Genomic DNA, 22,021 nt, shown 5'->3' with positions numbered 1-22,021 from the left:
TAGTGCACCGCTAAAAAAATTTAGCCGTAAAAATGCTTACGAGGGTGCACTATGCTTGATCGGTTTCAACTGGAGGCCTTTGCGACGGTAGCGGAATACGGCAGTTTCGAGCAGGCGGCCAATGCGCTTCACATTACCCGCGGCGCCGTATCGCAGCGTATCAAGGCGCTGGAGGAAGCGCTCTCCACCGTGCTGCTGGTGCGCGAGCGGCCCGCACTACCCACCGCCGCGGGCGAAGTCGTGCTGCGGCACGTGAAGGCATTGCGCCTGCTCGAGCATGATGTATACGTCAGCCTCAAACTCCGCACTTCAGGTCACGAACGCACGCCGATCGCGATTGCCGTTAATTCGGATTCCCTCGCAACGTGGTTCGACAGATGCTCTGAAGCGTTGCTTCAACAACTGCCCGTGGCGCTCGAAATCAACGTCGACGATCAGGATCACACGCGGCATATGCTGACGCGAGGGGATGTCACGGGTTGCATTTCCACTGAAAGCCGGCCTTCGCAAGGTTTCAACGCGATTTCACTGGGCTCGATGATGTACCGGTGCGCTGCCACGCCAGCGTTCGCGCAACGGTATTTTCCACGCGGGTTGACCTCACATGACGCTAAATCGGCGCCGGCAGTGCTCTTCAATCGCAAGGATTCGCTTCACGACACGTTCCTGAAATCGATGTTCGGTGTCGAGCTGAAACAGTTTCCTCGCCACTATTTCCCATCGCCTTCCGCGCTGTTGAATGCAATCCGGAGCGGCAATGGATATGGCCTCGTTCCGGCCCAGCAGGCGGAAGAACTGTTTGCCTCGGGCCAACTCGTCGATCTCGCGCCGCAGGAAGGACTTTGCATTCCGCTCTTTTGGCATCACTGGCAGCAAGAGCCGCCTCTGGCGCGGCAAGTAACGGAGTTCGTGGTGGAATTCGCGCGCGCAGAGCTCGGTCAGACGGGGCGGCAATGCGCGGCCGCCGGCGATGCGAAGGAAGTCGGCGCCGTGACGATCTAGGCGTTGCGCAGCTCGCGTCGCCGATCGACCTCTAGTGCGAGGACCGACGCGAGTATTCCCGCACTCAGGAATAACATTTCGACATGCCCGCTGACAATGCCTATCCACTTCGTGGCATAAAGCGCGCTCGAGACCGCGAAGCCCGCAAGCAGAGACCGCTGAGCGGCGAATCCCGACACTTCGATCTTCAGCAACTGGTATGCGAATAGCGGCGCAATGCTGGCGATGTATACGATGTTCAAGTCGACCATTGTTTCGACGATCGCTTGTCCCCGCGTCGCTATCACACCCCCTAGCAGCACGACGGCGATCGATACTCGAAGCCTGGCATGCGAACGTGGAGCGGCCGAAAGCGCGAGGACGGCGTCGGTCATGGCGCGAACGATCGCGGCACCGGAGCCAAGGGCCGCGGCGAGCAGCGTCATCAGCATCGCTGCGCCTGCGCCGTGTCCCAGGCGATCCGACATATGGGCGAGAAGCAGCGGAATCGCTTCTTTCGCGTTGTCCGCGTGCGCGATGAGACCTGCGTGCACGGCGGAAAGGACCGCAGCCGCGGGCAACGCACCTACGATCATTAGCACGACGGCGGCGAGCGCACACCCGAGCCGCGCACCGGCGCGATGAGATGCCGCGATGATGAATTGCTGGTAGTCGGCGCCCGTCAGGACGAGAAAGACGACCGCGATCGTCATGGTTGCGACCTGTGCGCTGCCGACTCGAGGTAAGTCGACGGCGAAGCGCGGGAGCGCATGCAGATATGTGTCGATTCCGCGCAGGTCGATGACGGCCACGAGCAGCACGATGCTGCTCGCCAGCAGGCACAACGAAAATACCTTCGATGCCAATCCGAGGCGCAGGTGCGCCGCGATGACGATTAGCGTCAGCACGATTGGCAAGGACAGTGGGCGGGAGACGCCCGCCAGCGCGAGCGTCGTTGCGGCACCCTGGATTTGCGCGGCGAGGACGCCCGTCATCCAGATCATCGAGAGCAAGGCGACATACCGCTTGACGGCGGGGCCATAGGATCGTCCGAAGACATCCCATAGCGGCATGCCCAACTGCCAGACGCGGCCGGCCAGCACCGCGAGAAGCAGCATGCCTAGTGCGGTGAGCCATGGATAGAGGCAGCCTGCCATGCCATACGACACCGCGAGCTCGCCCGAGCCGAACAGGAAGCCGATGCCATAGCTCGCCGAAACCAGCAATGCCGCAACTTGCAGCGGCCCCAGACGTTCATCGCGCATTGTCTGGCCCCGCATTGTTCAAGCAGCGCACAACGGCGCCGCGTCCCCACAAATACGCCGTGCATACGATGCTTCGCGAACGGTAGCTCGGCAACTGCGAAACGGCCTTCCACGCAGCGGGCAGCCGGTAATACGGCACTGAGGGCATCAGATGGTGCGTGAGATGATAGCCGTTGTTGTGCGGGTGAACGAGCCAGCGCCAGCGGCGACGAACAACGATGTCCCGCGTAAACGAGTAGATACCCCCCGGATGCAGGCCATAGTGATCGCACATTTCGCGCAGCACCGTGATGGCGTGAAAGCCCGTCGCTTTGGCTAGATACCATGACACGACGAATACCTCGGCGTACCGCGCTCCGGCGATCGACGCGAGCGAGCCCCATACCGCTATCCACCATGCCAACAACATAAGGCGCCGCATTACGCTGACATGGTGATCGATCACGTGACCGAATAAGGAGGCGAGCCAGCTTCTCCAGGAAAAGAGCAGCCGGCAGTAGGTTCCCCACCAATCGGGAAAGCGCTCCATGCCGGGCCCAATGTAATCGGGATCGTACGCTGGCATGCCCAGCATCGCGTGGTGACGGGCATGCGTAGCGCGGTAGCGTTCCAGGTCGATCAACAACGCCGGCGCAAGGAAGACCCTGGCCACGAAGTCGTTGCATCGGGGCGCGCGATAGAGATTTCGATGCCCCCCTTCATGTAGCAGATTACCGAGCGCGCGTTGTCGGTTCGCAATCACCAGGAACGCGGGCAACGCTACGGCCGCGCCGAAGCGGAAAAGGGCTGACGTCGCGAGGAGAATCAGTGCCCAGTCGAATGCGATGTCGAACGCAGGCCGCGCCGGGTCGATATCGCCCCGAGCCATCGCGTTCAAGTCGCGTTCCGCGAACTCTTTGTGAACCAGCGTGACATCCGCCGATACGAAAGCCGGGCCTACCGTCTGAGAAGTCATCGCAACGCCGTTGAGCAGAAAGAATGCATCGAAGGCCGCGGCGCGATCGAGTCGTGCCGGCATGACCTGCAGCGCGGCATTCTATCTGGGCGTTCCTGGCGCAAACCCTGGTTTAGAAATTTTCGCGGGCCGACAGTCTGGCTGATCGCGGCCAGCCGTCGCGCCATGCCGACAACGCTCGGCAAGGGGGCGGCCCTGCGCGTCAGTCGTCGGCCGCAAGGCTGGGGGGAAATGAAGGAGGGGTGTTCAGGGAACGCAGCACTTCCAGCGCTTTTACAGCCCGATCCACCGGAACGAAGAGATGATCGTGATAGTAGGCCGATACGGCATTGCAGGGTATTCCGGCGCGTGCCAGCGCTGTGCAAATCGCGGCGAGAAAGCCCACGGCGGCGAGATCCGAGTGGATCTCAAGCGTGATCAATCGCGATTCGAAGGACCAGGACAAACCGAGCGATTCGGCTAACGTCTTTTCGACGATCGCGGTGAGGCCTTCGGCCTCGCGGAACTGACAGATCGCCTCGACTCCATCGGGCAGGCGATGATCCTGGAAAGCGCAAAAGACATAATGCGGCGACGTCAGCATGGGGGCCATGTCGCGCAGCAGGACCGCGAGATTACGCTCTGGGCTCACCTGAACTTCCTCGCTTCGGATGACTGGCGGCGCAATACTATCACGCGTGTCCGGCCTGCCGCAGCAGACCGGCAGCGACACAATCCGCTTGCATGAGCAACTCGTTCGACCAGCGGCCGCTGCTCGCATCCCTGTCCTGAGGGCAGACGGCCAACTGCTCCACGATGGCCGGTACGTGTAGCGAGCGCAGCACATGGCGCATGGCGGCCAGGGTGGCCATGCCGCCGCGGGGGCTGCCCGAGGCCGCAACCAGTGCGGCCGGCTTACCTGCGACGAGAGCGCTATCGAGGTGATCGAGAAGATTCTTCAGCCCTGCACTGAAACTGCCGTGATATTCGGGGCTTCCGATTGCCAGCGCGCTGGCGGAGTCGACCGCTTGGCGCCATGCGCGCACACCGGCAGCCCCGCCGTTGCCGAGTCCATAAATCGGCAGATCGAACGTGCCGACGCACACGCGCTGTGTCAAGTGACCGGACTGCTGGAATCGCGCTTCGAGCAGACGCAACGCTTGACTCGTCTGCCCTTGCGGGCGCGGGCTGCCGCAAACGAGGAGAATCATGATCCAGGTCGAGCCCGTCGCAGTCTCGCAACAGCCCTTTGGGGGCTGCAGAATCCTTCGGTCAACATCCGCAGTCCTCCAAGACGGGAAGCACAACCACGGAGTGATCGCGGCCGGCGGCGTGCCGGAGTTGAGGCAGGGTATGGCGCAGCCGTTCCTCGGAGACGGGGTGGGTGATGACGACCAGATCCGTCAGCGAGCCTTGCGCAGCGTCTTGAAGCAGCGAATGCGCCGAGATGCCCGCCGTTGCCAGCACGCGGCTCACTTCGGCTAGCGTACCCGCGCGGTCGTCGAGGCGCAGCCGAATGTAAAACGCATCCATGGATTCCGGCCTACCCTCGGCTATCGCGTCCGTAGGCGCGGCATCGCGAAAGCCCATGTTGTAGGCCCCGGTGGCGGAGTTGGACTCGCTGCCATTGGCCAACTCCAGCAGATCGGCGAGCACGGCGCTCGACGTCTCTTTGCCGCCTGCGCCCGATCCATACAGGAAGGCCGACCCGAGCAGGTCGCCCTGTAACGCGATGCCATTCATCGAGCTACCCACCATGGCCAGCATCGAGCGGTTCGGCACCAGAGTAGGCTGCACGCCGATTACCAGGCCGCCGCCGACACGCTTTGCCTGTGCGATGAGCTTCACTTGATGCCCCAGTCGCTTCGCGAATTCGATGTCTTCGCGCTCGATGTCCGAGATTCCCTTGAAACGGACCTGCTCGAAGTCGATGGGTACGCCAAACGCCAGGGACGCAAGCAGCGTGATCTTGTGCGCCGCATCTTCTCCGTTGATGTCGAGCGTGGGATCGGCTTCCGCATAACCTCGGCGTTGCGCTTCGGCTAGTGCCGTGGAGAAATCGGCACCGTGTTCGCTCATTTGCGAGAGCACGTAATTGGACGTGCCGTTGAGGATGCCTACCACGGACGCAATTCGGTTTGCCGCCGCCGCCTCGCGAAGCGTCTTGATGATGGGTATCGAAACCGCTACAGCGCCTTCAAACAGTACCCGTCGCCCGGCGCGCGCGGCGCAGGCCATGATCTGAGCGCCGTCGCGGGCCAGCAGCGCCTTGTTGGCAGTGATGACATGTTTGCCCTGCTCGAGCGCGCGCAACACCAGCTCACGTCCGAGGGGCACGTTGCCGGTCAATTCGATCACCACGTCCAGTTGCGGGTCGTCGACGAGAGCGTGCGGATCGTTGCCGATCTGACAGCCCACCGGTGCGCGGCCGTGCGCCCGCGATGGCGTGCGGGTGGCGATACGGACGAGCTCGATGGGCACGCGCGCCTTGGCAAGAATGAGATCCTGGTTGGCCAGGAAGCTTTCAATGGTGGCGGCCGCAACATTGCCGAAGCCGAGAATGCCTACTTTCATGTACTTCCTCGAGGATGACGGTTGGGAGGTATCCGTTGCTGTCCGGCGGCCGATTCCGGACCCGCGCGGGTCAGGCGAGCCAGTTGATGCTCGAAGTCGAGGCCCAGGCTGAATCCGAGACCCGGCAGTGGACGATCGAACCAGCGAGCGTGGCGACTGACGAAGTCCGGCGCTTGCAGCACGGCGCCCAGTGCATGGTTCATTGCCTCATGGAACGCGCGATCGGCGTGCCGCATCATGAAGCCGTAGTGCTCGCTGCCGAGGCGCGCCTTGGTGAACGTGAGTCCGCCCTGAGGAGAGCGCAGAACGAGACCGGCCAGGATGACCTCGTCCGCCACGATACCGTCGATCTCGCCGTCTTCCAGAAACGCGGAGAATGCTTCGCCGATGCTCGGGTGGCCAACGAAGTGCGGCGTGCATCCGGCTACGCTTGCATCGAGCAATGCGCGATGGCTGGTCGAACCGGTGATACCCGTGATACGAATCGTGCGCTGGCTCGAGACCGAACGCTCGGCCTTCAGCGCGATGCGGTGCGCGGTATGGAAGATGGGACGGCTGAACGCGACGTGGCGTTGGCGCTCTTCGGTAATCGTGGTGGAGCCGCACTCGATGTCGATATCTCCGCTGATCAGGCGATCAGTCCGCGTAGCCGACGTGACCTCGACGGGCAGCATGCGCAACGTTGTGCCCAACCGGGCGGCAAGCGCGCCGGTCACCTCGGTGGCCAGTGCCACGGAATAACCGATCGGCCATTGCTGCGGAGTCGCATACGAAAACGGCGGGGTATGCCGCTGAAAGCCGATGCGGATCTCGCCGCGCAGGCGCAAGCGCTCAAGCGTTGGGAGGGAGCACATATCGTCATTCCTCGTCGAGAAGTCGGCGTAGCAAGGCGAGGGCGGCCGCTGGCCGCGCGCACAGTTCAAGGTGCCCGCCGGGGAGCCGGTGAAGCGTGAATTGTCCCGTGATCGCTGCCTGCCAGCGCAGCATGTCCTGCGCGCGCACCAGCTTGTCCGATTCCCAAACGAGGCCGTCCACCGTCAGAGGTAGCGGTCCCGGAAGCGGGTGCGCGAATTCGCGCCGCATCCATGCGATGTCGGCGTCCAATGTCGCACTCAGGATGGCCTGCATCTCCGGACCGTCCAATGTGGCTGGCAACGGCTCGCCGAGCTCCGCATACCAGGCGCAAAGGTCGCCCCGACGCCAGGTCGGGATCGCCGCCGGCAGGCCGGGCGCTTGAGCGGAAACGATCAATCGGCAACGTCGGCCGTGGCGCCGCCAGAGCGCGGCCGCCACCCACCACGCGACGGTGCCGCCCATGCTATGCCCGAAGAGAATAAGATCCCGATGTCCGGTGCGATCGAGGGCGGACGCGATTTCCTCCGAGAGAGCCGGCAAGGAATCGTCGAGCGGCTCCGCATAGCGGTCTTCCCGTCCCTTCAACTGCACGCGGGCGAAATCCGCGTGAAGTTCGGCTTCGACCGGCCAACCCGCGAAGGTCGATGCGCCGGCGCCGGCGTGATGGAAGCAGACAAGGAGGCGTGATCGTCCGCTATCGTGTGCATTCGCGCTCACACGCACGAGTGGGCGATCCCGCATGCCGTTATGCACTTGCGTCGGCCCATAGCGCCGGCGCGCCCAAGCCGGCAGCGATCTCGTCGGGCTGCAAGCGATGCAGCTCGCTGCGGTAAGCGTCGGCCAGTGCCTTATATTCTCTCGCGGTCTCGCGCAGCCCTTCGATCTCACTGGCACCGAGCGTCATCAGTACGCGAGCCGGATTCCCCGAAATCAGGCTGTTGTCCGCAAACCGGGGACCGGCGCCCAGTTGCGAACCCGCGGTGACGAGACTGCATGAACCGACCTGCGACCCGTTCAGCAAAATCGCACCGATGCCAATCACTGAGTGTGCTCCGACGTGGCAGCCGTGCAGCATCACGCCATGTCCGATCGTCACGTTTTCTTCGAGGGTGAGCGCATAGCCCGGGTCGGCATGGAGCATCGCATGCTCCTGGATATTGCTGTTCGCGCCGATGGCGATGCGGGCCTTGTCGCCACGGATAGTGACGCCCGGCCAGATGCTCGCACCTGGACCGATGTGGACATCGCCGATGATGATAGCGTCTTCGAACACATAGGCATCGGGATGGATTTGAGGCCGCAGCCCCTGAAATGCAAAGAGCTTCATTTCTTTCGATGTTCGAGCAGTCGGGACAGCAGGCGCAGGCTGTCGAGCACTTGGGTTTTGTCCAGGCCGAAGTCGACGAGGCACGCCACCTCGTCGACGCCAATACGGCGGAAGGCTTCGAGCCGTGTTTGCACTTCTTGCAGATCGCCGATCAATGAACTCGTGTCGACGTAACGCGAGAAGACCATCTCGATGAAGTCGTCGCGATCGTTGCCCAGGCTCCGAAGCGTGCGCACCTTCTCGCTGGCATCGGCCTGATCGGCGCTCTGATGCTGCGAAACGAACGACTTCAGGTACTCGGTCAACGCGGGGCGGACTCGCTCGATGGCGCGAGGCGCATCCGTATCGACGTAGGTGTGCAGCATCAACGAAACGATGCCCGCGCCCGGGTCCCATCCCGCGGCGCGACGGGCCGCACGATAGATGCCGATGCGGCGCTCCAGATCTTTGGGGCCGAAATTGATCAGCGCAGTCAGCACGTTGAAGCCGCTGCGGCCAGCGAACTCCCACGCTTGCTCTCGCTGCGATGTGGTGAGCCAAATCGGCAACTCCGGCTGGATCGGCCGTGGATAAGTGACTATCGCATGAGACTGGCCGAATGCATCGAGGCGCTCGATGGATTGACCTCGCCATGCCGTGCGTAGCAGCTCTCGATAGTCGTTCAGGATATCGAATTTGTTTTGGAAGTTTTCAGGCTTGAGCACGAAATCTCGCACGTGCCAACCGGGCGCGATTGCGATGTCGACGCGCCCGTTCGACAGCTGGTCGACGACAGCCCACTCCTCTGCCACGCGTAGCGGATCATGCAGCGGCAGGTTGATGCTGCCGGCGCGCAGGCGCACGCGATGTGTCACCGTAGCCAGTGCCGCCGCGAGCAGCGCGGGATTCGGATAGGCCCCGCCGACCTCGGTGAAATGCCGCTCCGGGGTCCAGACCGCATGGAAGCCCGCTTCGTCCGCGTAGCGGGCCACATCCAGTAGCAGCTCGTAAGGCTCGAGTCCGCGCGTGAGTCCGGAAAAGAAAATAATGCCGAGCTCGGGCAGGGCTGCGTGCGCGGGGGCCTCGATCTCGCCGCTGGCCGAAACGGCCCCCACGCGCTCGAGCCTGGCGGTCAGGCGAGCCACTTGATCGCGGGACAGCGAAGCGGATTCAGACACTGGCCGGCTCCTCGAGCAATTGGCGGGCTATCTCGCGCGAGATAGCGGCGATAGAGCTGTGCTCATAGAAGCGTCGCAAGGGAATTTCCACTTGGAACGTTTCCCGGAGCCGATTGACCAGTTGGATAGCCAACAAGGAGTTGCCGCCGAGCTCGAAGAAGCTCGGTGCCGTACTGAGTTCCGTGCCGCCGAGGAACGTCCGATAGATGTCGGCGACCGGTCCTTCCACGGGGTTGGACTCACCGGCGTCGACCATTTGATTGGCAGACGGCTCGCCGTTTGCATCGGCGCCAACGGTTGTGGCGGAACTCGCCTCGGAGGCCAGGGCGCAAGACCGGCTGACCGGCTCCGGTTCGATCGACGGGGCTGGGCGGCGTGGCTGGAAACCGATCACGGGGGGCACCCAATGGGTGTCGCGTGCAAACGGATAGACCGGCAGGGAGATCTTGCGCCGGCCATCGATATGGGCGTCGATGCCGACTTCCGGCGCGAGCGTCCAGCCTAGCGCGACCGCCTCCAGGAAATGCGTGTATTCATGATCCACGCTGGCCATCGCGGGCACGATCACGGCTTCTTGGGCCGCGCTTTCTCGCAGGTTGCCGCGAAGCAGATTGCCCATCGCATGGCCGTGGCCGATTTCGATGAAATGACGCACGCCGAGATCGGCGAGCGTACCGACCGACGCTGCGAACTGAACCGTGCGAACTAGATGGTCGGACCAATACGAGGGGTTGCGGTACTCGTATTCGGTCAGCAGTCGGCCGGTAACGTTGGAGACGATGGGCGTGCGCGCCGTGCCGAAGTCCACGTCGCGCAGATGATCGCGGAACATCCGCGCAGCGGGTGCCATCATGGGCGAGTGAAATGCATGCGACGTTTTGAGCCGCTGATAGGCGAGACCACATGCCTGCGCCGTCGCCTCGGCCTCCTCGACGGTCTCGATCGACCCCGACAGCACGTATTGTCGCGGCGAATTGTGCGCCGCCAGCGCGAGTAGACCAGCATCGAGCATCGACTGGAACGGTTCCGGGTGTTCGACGCTGAGCATCGCGCCAGCGTGGCAAGCTGCCATGAGGCGCGCGCGCGTCGCTACGATGGCGCCGGCTGTTTCCAGATCGAAGACGCCGCTGACCGAGGCGGCGACCACTTCGCCCAGACTGTGCCCCATGAGGTAGCCGGGCCGCACACCGCTATCGATCAAGGTTTGCGCGAGTGCGTACTCGACAGCAAAGATGAGCGGCTGGGCCACGTCGGTAGGCAGCAGGTCAGCGTCGGACGTGGCCTGCCACAGGCAGGCTCGCAGGCACGTTTCGCCGGCCGGATCGAGCGCATGCACGGCGTGCTCCAGATGCTCCCGATACGCGGGCCACTCCGCAGCCAGGCCCCTGCCCATGCCGAGCCGTTGCGTACCCTGTCCTCCGAACACGAACGCCAACGAAGGCGGCCTGGAATGGCGGCTACGCGGGAAGTCGTGCGAGCGCAATCGCGCGGCCGCCTCCGGCGCGTGTCGAGCGACCACGGCAGCTCGCACGGGCAGTTGCGTGCGAGCCAGCCGGAGCGTATACGCCGCGTCTGCCAGCGGTGTCTCGGGCGCTGCCTCGAACTGATCGGCAAGGAGCGAGGCCATACGCTCGAGTGCCTCGTCCGATCGGGCGGAGAACGTCAACAACTGCGCACGGGCGGCGGTAGTCGGCGCAATGCGTGGCACATTGGGCGCGCTGCGCAGCACGAGGTGGGAGTTGGTTCCGCCCATGCCGAAGGCGCTCACCGCCGCGTAGCGGGGCCGGCTCATGTCGAGTTCGATCTGACGGTCCGCAATAAAAAAGCGCGATCCGTCCAGTCCCAGTTGCGGATTCACGCGCTGCAGATTCAGAGTCGCGGGCACGATGCCGTTCTTGAGCACGAGGGCAGTCTTGATGAGACCGATAATTCCTGCCGCAATGTTGAAATGGCCAAAATGGCCTTTCAGCGAGCCGATCGCGCATGGTTTGCCCTCGGTCCCGTAAGCTTGGCGAACAGCCTCGAGTTCGATGGGGTCGCCTAGCAAAGTCCCAGTGCCGTGCGCCTCGATGAACTGCATGTCGCCCGGCGATACGCCCGCCACCGCCAGTGCTTCGGCTAGCACTTCGCTCTGGCCGCTCACGCTGGGCGCAGTGAATCCCACCTTTTTCGACCCGTCGTTATTGATAGCCGATCCGGCGATTACGGCCACGATGTCGTCGCCGTCTTCGACGGCGTCGCGCACGCGCTTCAACAAAATGAGGCCGAGGCCATTGGTAAAGACGGTGCCGCGAGCGTCGGCATCGAATGGACGGCAAACGCCATCGGGCGAAAGCACGCCGTCGGCCTGGTACTTGTAGCCGGCCTGCTGAGGCAGGCGGATGTGGACCGCGCCCGCGATCGCCAGGTCGCATTCGCCCAGCAAGAGGCTCTGCACAGCGCTGTGGACCGCCACCAGGCCGGTCGAGCAGGAGGTCTGGACGTTGACGCTCGGGCCTTGCAGATTCAGCTGGTATGAGATCCGATTTGCCAGAAAATCCTTGTCGTTGCCGTGGCGGACCAGCATTTCGCCCAGCGCGTCGACGAGTTCCGGCTGCTCCAGCACGCCGAACAGGTAAGAACTGAAGCTCGAGCCCGCAAATACGCCAATGCGCCGTCCGCCACGGGCGGGATCGATGTTGCCGCGGTTGAGCAGCGTCACCGCGGCTTCCAGCATCATCCGTTGCTGCACATCGACCACGTCGGCCTCGCGAGCGCTCATGTCGAAGTAGGCGGCATCGAACTTGTCGACGTTCTCCAAAATTGCGGCGCGCTTGACGTAGTCTGGGTGCGATCGCAACGCTGGCGGCACGCCGGCGTCGGCGAGTTGATCGTCGCTCAGATCCTGAATCGTGCAGTGATTTTCCAGCAGGAGTTCCCAGAGCTTGTCGACATTGTCGGCACCGGGAACACGGCATTCCATCGCTACGATGGCGATGGCGTTGTCGTCATATTCGCAGTCAGTGAGGGTCATGGTTCAAGCCTGAGCGTCCGGGTTCTGACGCTCGCTCCAGTGAGATTGCGTTGGTCGGGGGCTGCGACGTCGCGCGTCCAGGATGCGCGTGCGCACGCCGTGCGATGCGGTAGGCGCTCGTGGCGCCGCGGCCCTACCGGAGCCCGCGTCGCCAGCCAGCATCGCGGCTTGCGAGGCGAGTGTGACGTGCTCGAAGAGCCGCACGATCGGAAGCCGAATCCGAAACGTCTCCTCGAGGCGGGCGTGCAATTCGACGATCGTCAACGATGTGCCGCCCGACTCGAAGAAGTTGCGATGCGGATCGACCGAGTCGGATCGCAGCACGGCTCTCCATAGCGACTCGAGCCGCTCCGTCGCCGTCGCGCCGCCCAAGCGAAGCGACGCCGCCGTCGGCAGGGTCGCCGGAGGGCTTGCCGCGGCGAGACGGGACAACTCGGTTCTGTCGAGTTTGCCGTTGGGCAATCGGGGCAACGCGGGGAGCGTCAGGATCCGCGAGGGCACCATCGCGGCTGGCAGGAGTCGGCGAAGATGCACCGACAGCGGCGCGCCGATGTCCCGCGCAGCCTCGATGACAGCCACGAGGCTACGTTGGTAGCCTGCCCCCGTCGCGCAGACAAAGACGTCGCGAACGCCCGCAAACGAGGCGATTGCGGACTTCACTTCCAGCAGTTCGATGCGCACGCCATTGATCTTGACTTGATCGTCGAGACGGCCGCGGATTTCGATTTCACCACTGGCGCTGCGCAGGCCGAGATCGCCAGTGCGATAGACGCTGCGGGTCGGGCCATCTGGTGGCTGAAAGGCCACGAACGGCGCGCGCAGGCCCGCCTCATCTAGATACCCGTGCGAACGCCAGCGCGTCTCGATGCAGATTTCGCCCACGACGCCCTCGGCGCAGGGGCGCAACTGCTCATCGAGGATATGCGTTGTCGATCCGGGAATCGGATGGCCCACGGGCTGAACGCCATCGAGCGGTTGTGAAGGCACGCGTTTGAAATGCTTTGCGAGCGTGGTTTCCGTGGGGCCGTAGAGGTTGATCACTTCGCACGATGGAAAGCGCGCTTGCCATCGCCGCACGAGCACGCCCTCCAGCGGTTCGCCGGCAAAGAACGCCAGCCGCATCGTGGCGATGGCCGGGCGCGCGGGCGCGCTGTTGATCCAGTGATTGGCGACCGATGGTACGACGTGCATGGCGGTGATGGCGTGCGCCTCGAGAAAATCGAAGAGATCGCGCGCGCCGAGATGGCGATAGTCGGGAACGCATAAAGTTGCGCCGCTGGCTAGCGGCGTAAAGGCGTCTCGTAGCCAGACATCGAATGACAGGTTGGTCAGATGTGCGAAGCGGTCGTGCGGGCCGATGCCGAACTCGCGGCTTTGCCACTGCACGAAGTGAGACATACCCTGGTGACTGCCCAGGATCGCCTTGGGGCGCCCGGTCGATCCCGAGGTGAACGCGATGTAGGCGTGGTCGATGTCGACGGGCGCGAAGCGGGCCGGTGACGCCTGGGCCAGTTCGACTTGCGTCGTCGCGCCGCAGCGCAGCGTTGCGGCAGGCGGGACGCTGCGGAACATCAGGTGTTGGCGTTCCTCCGGCAAGCCGTCGTCCACGTTCATCAGCACGCAGCCAAGCGACCAGACGGCTAAAGCCGCCACGATGGTCTCGACGCTCCGATGACCCACGACGGCGACGACGCTGCCGGGCGCGACGATCTGAGCCAAGCGCAAGCGCATCGCTTCGATCCGTTGCGCCAGCTCGGCGTAACGGACGGCCTGCCCGAGTTCCTCGATGGCGACCCGATCGGCGTATCGTGCGCAGCTCCGGCGTACCAGTTCGTGCACCGCAGGCCCTCCTGACAGGTCGGACGTATGCTGACCGGGATCACGGTTCATGGACTGGTTCATGGCTCAGTGGACGACGCGCTGGAACGTCGCCAGCACGATCGCCGCCAGCATGAACAACGAACCGAAGGTCTTGTTCAGCATTGCGATGTGCTTCTCTGTTTTCAGATAGACGAGTGCTTTCGAGGCAAGGCCCGTATAGCCGGCCATCACCACGAGGTCGGTGAACGCGAAGGTCAGGGCGATAGCGATGTACTGCGATGTCAGCGGGGCGTTCGAGTCGATGAACTGCGGAATGACCGCCAGCATGAAGAGGTAACCCTTCGGGTTCACCGAGTTCAGTGCGATGCCTTTGCCGATGAGCTTGAGGACGCCGATCTTGGCCGTGTCGGAGCGCGAAACATGGATCGGCGCGCCCTTGGCGCGCCACTGGCCGAATCCGAGGTGAAAGAGGTAGGCTACGCCAGCCCACTTGATGATATTAAACGTTATCGGCGAGGCCTGAATCACCGCACCGAGTCCAACCACTACCGCGAAAAATACCGACCAGAGGCCGAGTACCAGACCGACGACGCCGAAGTATCCACGCTTGAATCCATAATTCAGTCCGTTGGTCATTGAAAACACGGAACCCGAACCCGGGGATAGCGAGAAGATCCAGGAGGCGAGAAAACAGGTAATCCAGGTATCGATTTTCATGGTGGCAGTTTTCGAGAAATAGGCGAGCGCTGATGCCGTCGAACGCCACATGCGTGACGAACCGTCGCGGGGGCGTGCGCGCGCGTTTCAACGCTTATGGAAAGGAGTTTCTGACGCTGGCCTCTGTTCGGATCGCAAAAGCCAGTTCGCGGACTTGTCCGAGTGGTCCGGCAACTCAGACGACAATGCTATCAATGGCGGAATGCAATGAAGCGAAAATCAAACACTTTCGTTGTCGGTGAATTTTTTTAAACATGCAGCTTCGAATGGTCGATCCGCAATTTTGCGTGCTGGCCAATTCGGCTCTTTCGGGCGTTGTCGTGACGAAGGCACCCGGAGCGGGTGTCGTCGATCGGATAGGGAGGCTCACGCGGCCAGCCGGACGCCGCTGGGACGTACCGGCCGGCCTGACGATATCCGTGGCGTTGCGGTGTTTGTCGTTTCCGACGATTCGCAGGGGATGATGGGCAAGCAGCTCATGGCTGCGGGCCGACGGCGGTAGGCGGTAGGCGCGGTTTGGCCCCGGTTGAATTGGGCGCTAACGGGAGCGGGGCCTGTATGCCAACGCTGCGGTTCGTTGTTACCGCATCTGTTTGCTTCGGTGCCTACGTTTCCGTCGGGTCGGGTGTCGTCGCCTCGTCGGCCGGTGATTCCGGTGGTTTGCGCCCGAAGGCCGCGCGTAGATCTCGCGGTGCTGGCCGGCTCAGTGGCGGGCGATCTGTGCGCGGTACGGCCGTCGAGGTGGGTTCCAAACTTGGAGCCGTGGAATTGAATTGGCGCGTGTGTGCATGCTGGGCGCCCGAGGCGAACGGGCTGCGCTTGGGAAGACCGCCTACCGTGCCGGATGCTTCTGGGGCTGCAGTAGGTTCGCCTTCCTTGGCGTCGCTGGTCTGCTCCGCGTTGTCGACATTGCCGTTGTCGCTGGCGGGCGGCGGACCTCCAACCGGAGGAGTGGACATGGACATGATCGATACCCTCGCTGATGTTTCGGTAGGCGCATCGTCACATTCTTCGTGATTCCCTTACCCCGCAGCTGCGAAGCAGGGGCAGCCGCTGCGAAAACGCTGGTGGGAGGCTGCCGTGCTTACTCGCCGTCCCTGACGACAGACTGGGTCGGACTCGGAGCGCAGTCGGCGCCGTCCCCTATAATTCATAAGACAAAAGAGGGCCGCGTCATGCCAGCCAGTTGCGTTTTTGCGCTTAACGCAAGCTGCGCCAATTCCTCCTGGCGCAAGAGACGAACGTGATTCCGGGCACGAACATCAAGTACTAAGGAACGGTGGAGGTGCGATGAGGCGATTGCTGAGCGCGCTGCTGGCCGTCGTGCTAACGCTGCCGGTGTTTCTCGCTCTAACGCGAATCGGTGCTATCCCCGGGTGGCTACACAGTGAACGGGGCTACGCTGTACTCGATCCGCTGTTTCGCATGTTCGGCGCGGTGGGAGTCGAGGGCCACGAGGATGTCGTTGCTGGCGTTTTGTTGGTTGCCAGCTTCGTTGTCGCCGCGTTGATCGTATGGGGAGGCTCGGTCGTGTGGCGAATCGCTCGCCGTTCGAGTCAGTAGCCGGGGCCGGACGTTTGGCGGTTGCCGATGGCTCAGATGCGGAAAGGGCCGCGCAACGCGCAGCCCTTTGATTTTCTTGGTAGGCCGTACTGGATTCGAACCAGTGACCAACGGATTAAAAGTCCGCTGCTCTACCAGCTGAGCTAACGACCCGAAAGACGAAAAATTATAGAGGGGGGAGGGCGGATCGTCAAGCTTGGGCTCGCGCCGTCTTGCCGTGCCGCCCGACCCGCCTCCTTACTTGATCTGCCCCAGCTTGGTCTGCGCCGATTGCGCGACTTCCGAGCCGGCATACTGCGACACGATCTGCTGCAACGTCTTTCGGGCCTGCGCCTTCTGACCTTGTTCCAGCTGATTGTTCGCGATTGCCAGCAACGCCTCGGGCGCGCGCGGATGCTGCGGGTAGTTCTTGACGATGTTTTGCCAGACCGCGGTCGAACCTTTGTAGTCCCGCTGCGCATAAAGCGCATTGCCGAGCCAGTACTGCGCCGTCGGCTGATAGGGGCTTTGCGGGTACTTCGCGATGAAATCGCGAAACGATGCCGCGGCCGTCTTGAAGTCGCCCGCCCGGAATTCTTGCGACGCCTTGTTGAAAGCATCCGTTTCGCCCGGCTCCACCGTGCCCTGCACACCATCGACAGTCTGCTGCTGCGGCTCGAACTTCTTGAGCCGACCGTCGAGATCGGTGTAGTAATCCTTTTGCTGCTTTTGCAGGGTGGTCAGCTGGTTGGCCATGTCCTCGTTTTGCCCGCGCAACGTCGCGACCTGCTGATTGAGCTGATCGATGCGATTGGACTGGTCGAGGAGCGCCCGCTGGGCCGCCGACAACTGGCTCGAGAGATTATCGGTCTTGCTGCGCAAGTCGAGAATCGCCTGACGAGCCTGGTCGTCGTCGAATATGCCGGCGTGAGCAGGCAGCGCGACAAGCGCCGAGGCAGCCATGCCGACGGCTGCGACGCCGCGCAGCCAGGAAAAACGGTGCTTCATATACGTCGCCTGTTACGGTTATTGATAGAGGATGTCCGCGCGGCGGTTTTGCGCCCACGACGCCTCGTCATGACCGCTAGCCAAGGGCTTTTCCTTGCCCAGGCTCACGGCTTCCATTTGCGAATCGGGCACGCCGAGCGTGCGCAGCGCGCTGCGCACGGCTTCGGCACGCTTTTGACCCAGCGCGAGGTTGTATTCGCTCGTGCCGCGCTCGTCAGTGTTGCCCTGAATCAGAATGTGGCGGTCCGGGTGGCTCTTCATGTATTGCGCATGGGCCTGCAGCAGCGATTGATATTCGTCCTTGACCGAATAGCTGTCGAAGTCGAAGTACACGCTACGTTTGGCGAGCGGGCTGTTCGGATTGTTGAGCTCGTCGACGGTGACGGGCGCCACTGCGTTCGGATTCGGCTGTTGACCGACCGTGCCATTGGCTCCCTTGTCATTGAGCTTCACACCCGAATGGCAGGCTGCCAACGCGCCCACGAGCAACGCTGCAAACACCATACGAAGTTTCGACATCATTTCTTACTCTCCTTGTGTGTCATTGCATAAACGGACCCCAGGACGGCTCGCGTACGCTGCCGCCCGGAACGGACAGGATTTGCCGCGTCCGACCGTCCGTCGAAACTGCGGCCAGCACGCCACGGCCGTTCACCTGAGTGGCGTAAAGGATGTACTGACCGTTCGCCGCGAAGCTCGGCGATTCGTCATGTGTCGTATCGGTAAGCGCCGTTGCCACGCCGCTTTGCAAATCCTGCACGTAGAGCTTGAATGCACCGCCGACGCGCGAAATATACGCGAGTTGCTTGCCGTCCGGACTCACACGCGGGCTTGTGTTGTAACTACCCGTAAAAGTCACGCGCTGCGCCGCGCCCGCTTGCTCGCCTTGCGCGGGCATCCGGTAGATCTGCGGCTGGCCGCCTCGGTCGCTCGTGAAGTAGATCCATTGCCCATCGGGCGAGTAGGCCGGTTCGGTATCGATCGAGCCGCTCTGCGAAAGGCGCCGCAAGCCGCTGCCGTCCGCGTTGACTGCGAAGATCTGCGTGTTGCCGGTTCGCGAGAGCGCGACCGCCAGCGTGCGGCCGTCCGGCGACCACGCGGGCGCACTGTTGTTGCCCTTCTGGTCCGAGATGATGACGCGCCTGCCCGTCGGCAAATCGTGGACATACACGATCGGCTTGCGCTTTTCGAACGATACGTAGGCCACCTTCGTGCCGTCAGGCGACCACGCCGGCGAGATGATCGGTTCAGGGCTCGACAGCGCGACATGCACGTCTTGACCGTCGGAATCCGAGACCTGCAACAAGTAGCGGTTGCCGCTCTTGACGACATAGGAAAGCCGCGTCGCAAAGACGCCGCGCGTGCCGAGCAGCTTCTGATAGATGTAATCGGCGATCTTGTGCGCAGTCATGCGCAGACCGCTTTCCGGGGTGGTCAGCGACAGGCCGCCGAGGTTTTGCTGCTTGGCCGTGTCGTACAGCTTGAAACGCACTTCATACGTGCCGTTCGCGGCGCGCGTCACGCTGCCCGCGACGAACGCATCGGCGCCTTTTGCCTTCCAACCGCCAAGATCGACCGAATCGGTCTCGGAGACGGGGGCGCTGCCCGCATCGATATTCGTGAACTTGCCGCTGCGTTTCAGATCCTCGCGCACGATCGCGCTGATCTGCTGCGGTGCGCTGGTTTCATTCGCGAAATTCGCCGTTGCGATCGGAAGTTGCGCCGAACCGGTGCCCGTCACGACGACGGTCAGCTCCGCGTTCGCGGCACCACATGCAGCGATCAGGCACGACGCCACCCATGTCTTCAAGCCTAGCTTCGTCATCAAACTCATGCGAGAAATCCCAAAAAACAAGTTGTCACAACTGCAAAGAGACCGTCGAGTGCATCTTTCGTTCCCGCTTCCGGTCCATCGCACCGACTTTGCCACCCCGCGGCGTTCGTTATTGCGGTGGCCTTACCTTGATGGAAAAGCTCGCCGGCGCCTGCCCATTGGTATCGAGCGGCATTGGATCGGACTCCCGTACCGCACGCAGTGCGGCGTCGTCGAATGCCGGGTTGCCGCTGCTGTGCTGGATCGTTGCCGACAGCAGGGTGCCCGTCGGCGCGCAACGCACGGCGATCAGGGTTTCGAGCGAGTTGTCCGGCGGCCAATGAACGTTCGGCGCCACGCGCCTGCGCACTTTGTCCGCGTATCCGGGCGAGGCGGCTGTGCCGCCCGAGCCCGTTCCGGTGCCGCCCTTGGCGAGCCCGTTGCCGCTCGAGCTTTCACCGGCGAGGCCTTGCAACTGCGCGAGCCGCGCGCGGCGCTCCTGGTCGAGCTGCTGTTTTTGTTTCGCCTGCTGCTGCGCCAGGGCCTTGGCCTTCGCCGCTTTCTCGGCCTCCGCCTTCTTTTGCGCGTCGAGCTGCTGCTGCTTGAGTTCCTCTTCCTTCTGTTGCTTTTGTTGCTCCTGCTTTTGCTGCTCGGCCAATTGCTGCTGGCGAAGCTTCTCTGCCTGCTGCTTTTTGAGTTTGTCGGCCGCGGCCTTTTGCGCGGCCAGCTCGGCCTGCTGCTGGAGCTCGCGCTGCCGTTTCGCCTGTGCCTCTTGCTCGGCGAGTTGCCGCTGACGTTCCTGCTGCTCGAGCAACGCCGCTCGCGCGGCGGCTTCCTGCTGCTGGCGTTTTTTCTGCTGCAGCGCGATGTCGGCCTGCTCGTCCGGGACCGGCGGAGCAGGCGGCGCTACACGCACGGGCGGGGCCGGCGGGGGCGGCGTCTGCTGCTGCGGAATATCGGTCCACAACTCGGCTTCAGCCCCCGCAGGCGTGCTGTTTTGCCAATGAATGCCGTGATAGAGGAACAACCCGAGCAACACGTGCATCAAGAGCGCGAGCGTGAACGCGCGCGTCGTCCCGCGTTCGCGGGGCGGTTGCGGGGGGAAAGAATCCGACTTGCCGGGTTTCATTGCGATTTAACGAGCAGCCCAACGCGCTTGACGCCGCGCGCCTTCAAATCCGACATGACCTGCATCACGGCTTCGTACTTGACCGTCTTGTCAGCGGCAATGACCACCGGCTGATCGGGGTGCGAGGTTTCGCGCTCGGTCACGAAGCCGGTCAGCTCCGCACGGGTCATCTGTTCCTGTTGCGTCGCGCCCGCGTCGTCCTTGTAACGAACGCTCATCTTGCCGTCCGCGCCGATATTCACCACGACGGGCGGTGTTTGTTGTTGCGGTGCGGCACCGCCCACCGTGGGCAGATTGACGATCGACGGTGCGACGAGCGGCGCCGTGACCATGAAGATCACGAGCAGCACGAGCATCACGTCGATGTAAGGGACGACGTTGATGTCAGACATCGCGCGGCGGGAGCGGCTGCCGCGCATGGACGAACGATTGGTCGAGCCGGCCATCGCGTGCTCCTTAATGCGCCTGGCGCTGCAAGATATTCGAGAATTCTTCGATGAACGTTTCGAAGCGGATCGCGAGGCGATCGATGTCGTGCGCGTAACGGTTGTATGCCACCACGGCCGGGATAGCGGCGAAAAGGCCGATCGCCGTCGCCGTCAGCGCCTCGGCGATCCCCGGCGCGACGTTTGCGAGCGTTGCCTGTTGCACGTTCGCGAGACCGCGGAAGGCGTTCATGATCCCCCATACGGTACCGAACAAGCCGATATATGGGCTCACCGAGCCGACCGATGCCAAGAACGCGAGATTGGCTTCGAGTGCGTCCATTTCACGCTGAAACGCTGCGCGCATGGCACGCCTCGCGCCATCCAGGATTGCGCCGGGATCGTTCAGGCGCTTTTCCTTGCCTTTCAAGAATTCACGCATGCCCGATTCGAAAATTCTCTCGAGCGCGCCGATCGTATGGCGGTTGTTTGCCGCGCTCTGATAGAGCGCTTGCAGATCGCCGCCCGACCAGAAGTCGCGTTCGAACTGTTCAGTTTGCGCGCGGGCGCGCCGAATGGCAAACCACTTGCGGAAGATAAACGTCCAGGACATCAGGGACAGCAGCAGCAAGAGCCCCATGACGGCCTGCGCGAGGACGCTCGCGTTGAGGACAAGAGAAATAATCGACAGATCTTGTGCGTTGTTCATAGATATTTTGCTTTTGCATCCGAAGGGCGGCCGTCACGGGCGGTAAGCCGCCGAAGCGGTCCCAGTCGGCAACCTGAAAGCTCGGCGGCACGCGCAGCCGGGCTCCAATGGGTAACGATGCGGACAATACAAGGCCACTGACGAACTCTCAACGGTGTTCATGCATCGGCCGTTGACATTCCGGCGTGCACGACGCCGGGGCCTCGCCGCAGCGCTGCGAGCACGTCGGGTGGAATGGGCGCGGGTTTGAACGTGGCGCGCTCGACGCAGGCGACGCGAATCTCGCCGGTGGCAAGCAGGCGATCGTCGCACCACGCGTGTTGCACGAAATCGACACTCGCGCGACCAAGCCGCTCGATGTGGCTCTCGATCGTCAGCAGATCGTCCAGACGCGCGGGCGCTCGATAGTCGAGCGCCGTGCCGCGTACGACGAAGACGATCCCGATCTCCCGGTCGAGGCGGCCTTGTTCGATGCCGCACGCGCGGAGCCATTCGGTTCTCGCGCGCTCGAAGAACTTAAGGTAGTTCGCGTAAAAGACGATGCCGCCCGCATCCGTATCTTCGTAATACACGCGCAGCGGCCATAAAAAGCCGCGGCCCGTTGCTGGGCGACTGCTAGGCATATTCATGGGCGCATTTTACCGGAACCCGTACGACCATCTCGAAATTACATGTCGAGCGCGGGACGCAGGGCACCGGATACGGTCGTCCGGCCATGCCTACGCGCTCGGAGCGCGGGCGTTGCCGAGCG

The 22,021-nt window shown here is 63.0% G+C and carries 22 protein-coding genes and 1 tRNA gene; 3 read left to right on the top strand and 20 right to left on the bottom strand.

From position 1 onward, the window contains the following. Positions 1-51 precede the first annotated feature (51 nt). Complete coding sequence (locus tag ACO1XS_RS03900; protein ID WP_331567914.1) at positions 52-1,002, top strand: HTH-type transcriptional regulator ArgP; 951 nt, start codon at positions 52-54, stop codon at positions 1,000-1,002. Here the strand turns inward: ACO1XS_RS03900 and ACO1XS_RS03895 are convergent. From ACO1XS_RS03895 to ACO1XS_RS03840, 12 genes are all read right to left on the bottom strand, one after another. Beyond that, on the bottom strand, positions 999-2,246 hold the full coding sequence (locus ACO1XS_RS03895; protein WP_331567913.1) for a hypothetical protein: 1,248 nt from the start codon (positions 2,244-2,246) through the stop codon (positions 999-1,001). The two genes, ACO1XS_RS03900 and ACO1XS_RS03895, sit on opposite strands and share 4 nt — an antisense overlap. Next, a complete protein-coding gene (locus ACO1XS_RS03890; RefSeq protein WP_486390047.1) occupies positions 2,236-3,264 on the bottom strand; it encodes a fatty acid desaturase family protein in 1,029 nt (342 codons plus the stop codon). The genes ACO1XS_RS03895 and ACO1XS_RS03890 overlap by 11 nt, the downstream gene beginning before the upstream one ends. A gap of 139 nt (positions 3,265-3,403) precedes the next feature. Continuing rightward, the gene (locus ACO1XS_RS03885) at positions 3,404-3,913 is read right to left on the bottom strand and encodes an ACT domain-containing protein (RefSeq protein ID WP_486390046.1); all 510 of its coding nucleotides are present in this window, start codon (positions 3,911-3,913) and stop codon (positions 3,404-3,406) included. After that, positions 3,873-4,391 carry an NADPH-dependent FMN reductase gene (locus ACO1XS_RS03880; RefSeq protein ID WP_331567911.1) on the bottom strand — a complete coding sequence of 173 codons (519 nt, stop codon included), beginning with the start codon at positions 4,389-4,391 and terminating at the stop codon, positions 3,873-3,875. Before ACO1XS_RS03880 ends, ACO1XS_RS03885 begins: the two co-directional genes overlap by 41 nt. A gap of 61 nt (positions 4,392-4,452) precedes the next feature. Further along, on the bottom strand, positions 4,453-5,754 hold the full coding sequence (locus ACO1XS_RS03875; RefSeq protein WP_331567910.1) for a homoserine dehydrogenase: 1,302 nt from the start codon (positions 5,752-5,754) through the stop codon (positions 4,453-4,455). Continuing rightward, on the bottom strand, positions 5,751-6,608 hold the full coding sequence (locus ACO1XS_RS03870) for a transporter substrate-binding domain-containing protein (protein WP_486390045.1): 858 nt from the start codon (positions 6,606-6,608) through the stop codon (positions 5,751-5,753). The genes ACO1XS_RS03875 and ACO1XS_RS03870 overlap by 4 nt, the downstream gene beginning before the upstream one ends. Positions 6,609-6,612: 4 nt before the next feature. Next, positions 6,613-7,350, bottom strand: coding sequence for a thioesterase II family protein (locus ACO1XS_RS03865; protein WP_486390044.1), 738 nt, complete (start codon positions 7,348-7,350; stop codon positions 6,613-6,615). Between the two features lie 4 nt (positions 7,351-7,354). Beyond that, positions 7,355-7,936 (bottom strand): gamma carbonic anhydrase family protein, encoded by a 582-nt coding sequence (locus ACO1XS_RS03860; protein ID WP_331567907.1) that lies wholly within the window; start codon positions 7,934-7,936, stop codon positions 7,355-7,357. Then, complete coding sequence (locus tag ACO1XS_RS03855) at positions 7,933-9,093, bottom strand: MupA/Atu3671 family FMN-dependent luciferase-like monooxygenase (protein ID WP_486390043.1); 1,161 nt, start codon at positions 9,091-9,093, stop codon at positions 7,933-7,935. Before ACO1XS_RS03855 ends, ACO1XS_RS03860 begins: the two co-directional genes overlap by 4 nt. Then, a complete protein-coding gene (locus ACO1XS_RS03850) occupies positions 9,086-12,106 on the bottom strand; it encodes a beta-ketoacyl synthase N-terminal-like domain-containing protein (protein ID WP_486390042.1) in 3,021 nt (1,006 codons plus the stop codon). The genes ACO1XS_RS03855 and ACO1XS_RS03850 overlap by 8 nt, the downstream gene beginning before the upstream one ends. A 3-nt stretch (positions 12,107-12,109) precedes the next feature. Then, positions 12,110-13,996 carry a non-ribosomal peptide synthetase gene (locus tag ACO1XS_RS03845; protein ID WP_486390041.1) on the bottom strand — a complete coding sequence of 629 codons (1,887 nt, stop codon included), beginning with the start codon at positions 13,994-13,996 and terminating at the stop codon, positions 12,110-12,112. A gap of 15 nt (positions 13,997-14,011) precedes the next feature. Beyond that, positions 14,012-14,644, bottom strand: coding sequence for a LysE family transporter (locus ACO1XS_RS03840; protein ID WP_331567903.1), 633 nt, complete (start codon positions 14,642-14,644; stop codon positions 14,012-14,014). 238 nt (positions 14,645-14,882) lie between these two features. On the opposite strand from ACO1XS_RS03840, the gene ACO1XS_RS03835 reads away from it, so the two are divergent. Then, entirely contained in the window at positions 14,883-15,146 is a 264-nt protein-coding gene (locus tag ACO1XS_RS03835) for an SDR family oxidoreductase (RefSeq protein WP_414720182.1), read from the top strand. A 788-nt stretch (positions 15,147-15,934) separates the two neighbouring features. After that, the gene (locus ACO1XS_RS03830) at positions 15,935-16,207 is read left to right on the top strand and encodes a hypothetical protein (RefSeq protein WP_486390040.1); all 273 of its coding nucleotides are present in this window, start codon (positions 15,935-15,937) and stop codon (positions 16,205-16,207) included. A 77-nt stretch (positions 16,208-16,284) separates the two neighbouring features. On the opposite strand, the gene ACO1XS_RS03825 is transcribed toward ACO1XS_RS03830, so the two are convergent. From ACO1XS_RS03825 to ybgC, 8 genes are all read right to left on the bottom strand, one after another. Further along, a tRNA-Lys gene (locus ACO1XS_RS03825) sits at positions 16,285-16,360 on the bottom strand. A gap of 84 nt (positions 16,361-16,444) precedes the next feature. Then, complete coding sequence (gene ybgF / locus ACO1XS_RS03820) at positions 16,445-17,194, bottom strand: tol-pal system protein YbgF (RefSeq protein WP_331567901.1); 750 nt, start codon at positions 17,192-17,194, stop codon at positions 16,445-16,447. Between the two features lie 18 nt (positions 17,195-17,212). Beyond that, a complete protein-coding gene (gene pal, locus ACO1XS_RS03815; protein ID WP_331567900.1) occupies positions 17,213-17,716 on the bottom strand; it encodes a peptidoglycan-associated lipoprotein Pal in 504 nt (167 codons plus the stop codon). Positions 17,717-17,735: 19 nt separating this feature from the next. Continuing rightward, positions 17,736-19,028 (bottom strand): Tol-Pal system beta propeller repeat protein TolB, encoded by a 1,293-nt coding sequence (gene tolB, locus ACO1XS_RS03810; protein WP_331567899.1) that lies wholly within the window; start codon positions 19,026-19,028, stop codon positions 17,736-17,738. Positions 19,029-19,137: 109 nt separating this feature from the next. Next, on the bottom strand, positions 19,138-20,136 hold the full coding sequence (tolA, locus tag ACO1XS_RS03805) for a cell envelope integrity protein TolA (protein WP_331567898.1): 999 nt from the start codon (positions 20,134-20,136) through the stop codon (positions 19,138-19,140). Further along, positions 20,133-20,582, bottom strand: coding sequence for a protein TolR (gene tolR / locus ACO1XS_RS03800; RefSeq protein ID WP_331567897.1), 450 nt, complete (start codon positions 20,580-20,582; stop codon positions 20,133-20,135). The genes tolA and tolR overlap by 4 nt, the downstream gene beginning before the upstream one ends. 10 nt (positions 20,583-20,592) lie before the next feature. Beyond that, a complete protein-coding gene (tolQ, locus tag ACO1XS_RS03795) occupies positions 20,593-21,270 on the bottom strand; it encodes a protein TolQ (protein ID WP_173256280.1) in 678 nt (225 codons plus the stop codon). 158 nt (positions 21,271-21,428) lie between these two features. Next, positions 21,429-21,899 (bottom strand): tol-pal system-associated acyl-CoA thioesterase, encoded by a 471-nt coding sequence (gene ybgC, locus ACO1XS_RS03790; protein ID WP_331567896.1) that lies wholly within the window; start codon positions 21,897-21,899, stop codon positions 21,429-21,431. Positions 21,900-22,021: the final 122 nt, after the last annotated feature.

Source organism: Trinickia sp., assembly GCF_057351765.1.
The sequence above is the reverse complement of the archived record's forward strand: the minus strand, read 5'-3'. Positions and strand labels throughout refer to the sequence as shown.

Excerpts from the sequence above, each read along its gene's own strand:
- ACO1XS_RS03840 (WP_331567903.1), bottom strand. The coding sequence starts at position 14,644 with ATGAAAATCGATACCTGGATTACCTGTTTTCTCGCCTCCTGGATCTTC.
- ybgC (WP_331567896.1), bottom strand. The coding sequence starts at position 21,899 with ATGAATATGCCTAGCAGTCGCCCAGCAACGGGCCGCGGCTTTTTATGG.
- tolQ (WP_173256280.1), bottom strand. The coding sequence starts at position 21,270 with ATGAACAACGCACAAGATCTGTCGATTATTTCTCTTGTCCTCAACGCG.
- ACO1XS_RS03850 (WP_486390042.1), bottom strand. The coding sequence starts at position 12,106 with ATGACCCTCACTGACTGCGAATATGACGACAACGCCATCGCCATCGTA.
- ybgF (WP_331567901.1), bottom strand. The coding sequence starts at position 17,194 with ATGAAGCACCGTTTTTCCTGGCTGCGCGGCGTCGCAGCCGTCGGCATG.
- pal (WP_331567900.1), bottom strand. The coding sequence starts at position 17,716 with ATGATGTCGAAACTTCGTATGGTGTTTGCAGCGTTGCTCGTGGGCGCG.
- ACO1XS_RS03890 (WP_486390047.1), bottom strand. The coding sequence starts at position 3,264 with ATGCCGGCACGACTCGATCGCGCCGCGGCCTTCGATGCATTCTTTCTG.
- ACO1XS_RS03880 (WP_331567911.1), bottom strand. The coding sequence starts at position 4,391 with ATGATTCTCCTCGTTTGCGGCAGCCCGCGCCCGCAAGGGCAGACGAGT.
- ACO1XS_RS03860 (WP_331567907.1), bottom strand. The coding sequence starts at position 7,936 with ATGAAGCTCTTTGCATTTCAGGGGCTGCGGCCTCAAATCCATCCCGAT.
- ACO1XS_RS03845 (WP_486390041.1), bottom strand. The coding sequence starts at position 13,996 with ATGAACCGTGATCCCGGTCAGCATACGTCCGACCTGTCAGGAGGGCCT.
- ACO1XS_RS03830 (WP_486390040.1), top strand. The coding sequence starts at position 15,935 with ATGAGGCGATTGCTGAGCGCGCTGCTGGCCGTCGTGCTAACGCTGCCG.
- ACO1XS_RS03865 (WP_486390044.1), bottom strand. The coding sequence starts at position 7,350 with ATGCGGGATCGCCCACTCGTGCGTGTGAGCGCGAATGCACACGATAGC.
- ACO1XS_RS03875 (WP_331567910.1), bottom strand. The coding sequence starts at position 5,754 with ATGAAAGTAGGCATTCTCGGCTTCGGCAATGTTGCGGCCGCCACCATT.
- tolB (WP_331567899.1), bottom strand. The coding sequence starts at position 19,028 with ATGAGTTTGATGACGAAGCTAGGCTTGAAGACATGGGTGGCGTCGTGC.
- ACO1XS_RS03900 (WP_331567914.1), top strand. The coding sequence starts at position 52 with ATGCTTGATCGGTTTCAACTGGAGGCCTTTGCGACGGTAGCGGAATAC.
- tolR (WP_331567897.1), bottom strand. The coding sequence starts at position 20,582 with ATGGCCGGCTCGACCAATCGTTCGTCCATGCGCGGCAGCCGCTCCCGC.
- ACO1XS_RS03870 (WP_486390045.1), bottom strand. The coding sequence starts at position 6,608 with ATGTGCTCCCTCCCAACGCTTGAGCGCTTGCGCCTGCGCGGCGAGATC.
- ACO1XS_RS03895 (WP_331567913.1), bottom strand. The coding sequence starts at position 2,246 with ATGCGCGATGAACGTCTGGGGCCGCTGCAAGTTGCGGCATTGCTGGTT.
- tolA (WP_331567898.1), bottom strand. The coding sequence starts at position 20,136 with ATGAAACCCGGCAAGTCGGATTCTTTCCCCCCGCAACCGCCCCGCGAA.